This window comes from Vibrio sp. 10N.222.46.A1 (genome assembly GCF_041473595.1).
In the GTDB taxonomy this organism is placed as follows: domain Bacteria; phylum Pseudomonadota; class Gammaproteobacteria; order Enterobacterales; family Vibrionaceae; genus Vibrio; species Vibrio tasmaniensis_A.
Genome location: NZ_JBFRSN010001089.1, coordinates 1 through 2,218 on the forward strand (window position 1 = coordinate 1; position 2,218 = coordinate 2,218).

Consider the following 2,218-nt stretch of genomic DNA (forward strand, 5'->3'; position numbering starts at 1 on the left):
TTCCATTTGTTTACTATGCCGCAAAATAACTCTGTGGTTTTTTGCGTATCATACAAAGCAGAGTGTGCTTCTTTGTTGTCAAATTCCATCCCCGCAGTGCGGCAAGCTTTAGCCAAAACGGTTTGACCGTAGGCAAGACCACTAAGGGCTGCTGTGTCAAAAGTTGCAAATGGATGGAAAGGGACGCGTTTAAGCTTACAACGCTCACTTGCTGCATTAACGAAGTTTAAATCGAACGTAGCATTGTGAGCGACCATGATTGCGCGACTGCAATCTGAAGCTTTTTGTTCTTTTCTCACAAGCTTGTAGATTTCTTTAAGGGCTTCTTGTTCCGACACAGCACCACGTAATGGGCTAAATGGGTCTTTAATTCCGTTAAAGTCTAATGCTGCCTGCTCTATATTTGCGCCTTCAAAAGGCTCAATGTGAAAATGAAGCGTTGATGCAGGGTGCAGATCTCCGTTCTCATCCATTCTTAGTGTAATGGCACAGATTTCTAATAATGCATCGGTTTCAGCGTTAAACCCTGCGGTTTCCACGTCGATGACCACTGGGAAATAGCCACGAAAGCGTTTTTTAAGGGTCAGAGCTTCGTTTTCTACAGTCATGTTAGCCCAAATATGTGTGATTAAGGCAGCATTATTGCAGATAATAGCAGTGATAAAAACTAGGGAAGGGCAATAAATCATAAATTAGCCGACCTATTTCGGCTTAATAATTGCATATTCAAACGTGATGGAAAAATGCGGCAATTGGCTGCATTGTTAAACGAATTGCTTAAGAGATACTCCACTTTATGAAGAAACAACTCATAACAGGTTCAATGCTATTTTCGCTACTTATGTCGTCATCGGTATTGGCACAAGAAAAGCGTTACGGAGCATCTCCTCTACAGTCGACGTGGGAGATGGTGGCTAACACGCCATTAGAATGTCGCTTGGTTCACCCTATCCCCAACTTTGGTGATGCTGAGTTTTCATCTCGCGCGAGTAAAAAAATCATTTTGGATTTTGAGCTTAAAATGCGTCGCCCAATGGGGGCGACACGCAATGTAAGCTTGATCTCTATGCCGCCAGCTTGGCGTCCGGGCGAAAGTGCTGACCGCATGACGACCATTAAGTTCTTCCAACAATTTGATGGCTATGTTGGTGGTCAAACCGCTTGGGGTATTTTGAGTGAGTTGGAGAAAGGGCGTTACCCGACATTCAGCTATCAAGAATGGCAGAGCCGAGATCAGCGAATCGAAGTTGCACTATCATCGGTATTATTCCAAGAAAAGTACAATGTGTTCAGTGACTGTATCGCCAACTTATTGCCTTACAGCTTCGAAGATATCTCTTTTACTATCTTGCACTACGATCGTAACAGCGATCAGTTGAATAAGTCTTCACGTAAGAGACTCAGCCAGATTGCCGACTATGTTCGCTATAACCAAGACATCGACCTTGTGCTGGTGGCTACATACACCGATTCCGTCGATAGCAAAGGTATTAGCCAGAATCTTTCAGAGCGCAGAGCGGAATCATTAAGAGAGTACTTTAAATCTCTAGGCTTGCCAGAAGACCGTATTCAAGTACAAGGTTATGGTAAGCGTCGTCCAATTGCTGACAACAACTCGCCAATTGGTAAAGACAAAAACCGACGTGTTGTTATCTCTTTAGGTCGCACACAGGTTTAAGCTGAACAATAGCTCGTTTTGAAATGACAAAGCCCGTCTTCACTGATGACGGGCTTTTTTATATTTTAAATTTGAGTCGTTGTTTAAACGTAATTTATTTAGTTCAAGCGGAAGCGGGCGATCATTTCACAGTTGGTCGCGGTATCGATCTTTTCCACCATAGAAGCAATTTTAGGGTTGGGATGGCGTTTCATGAAATCGATAAGGGCTTTCTTACAGCAACCAATTGAGTCAATGAAGCTTGAACATTGCGTATTGGGACATTGCGGGATCAGTGTCAGTACTTTTTCTGAAGCCAATTGGAGATACTTGAGTTCATATTCAGTATCGCCGGCCCATCGCCAAAACTGAGCGAGGTTGTGACAAGAAATCACAGAGATAAGTAAGCGCTCGTCCGCTTGGATATCGGTACGCTCAGTAATTTTTTCGCTTAAACTCAATGCTTGCTGATAGTGAAGAATACTCTGTACAGGATCGTCGAGCTGCAATGCCGTATCGGCAAGTAACGTGTGTTTTTCCCATTCGCACCGTTTCAATGGA

3 protein-coding genes are annotated in these 2,218 nt (G+C 43.5%); 1 reads left to right on the plus strand and 2 read right to left on the minus strand.

The window, feature by feature from the left end; all coding sequences use genetic code 11:
* A partial coding sequence (rnt, locus tag AB4496_RS24080) for a ribonuclease T (protein ID WP_372132282.1) occupies positions 1-608 on the minus strand: 608 nt, incomplete at its 3' end.
* Between the two features lie 188 nt (positions 609-796).
* Between rnt and motY the strand changes: the two genes are divergently transcribed.
* Positions 797-1,678 carry a flagellar protein MotY gene (gene motY, locus AB4496_RS24085; RefSeq protein ID WP_012603529.1) on the plus strand — a complete coding sequence of 294 codons (882 nt, stop codon included), beginning with the start codon at positions 797-799 and terminating at the stop codon, positions 1,676-1,678.
* Between the two features lie 98 nt (positions 1,679-1,776).
* Here the strand turns inward: motY and AB4496_RS24090 are convergent, their stop codons facing one another.
* Positions 1,777-2,214: a DUF2753 domain-containing protein gene (locus tag AB4496_RS24090; RefSeq protein WP_372132285.1), complete on the minus strand. Its 438-nt coding sequence runs from the start codon at positions 2,212-2,214 to the stop codon at positions 1,777-1,779.
* Positions 2,215-2,218: the final 4 nt, after the last annotated feature.

Coding starts and splice junctions, on each gene's coding strand:
- motY (WP_012603529.1), top strand. CDS start 797: ATGAAGAAACAACTCATAACAGGTTCAATGCTATTTTCGCTACTTATG.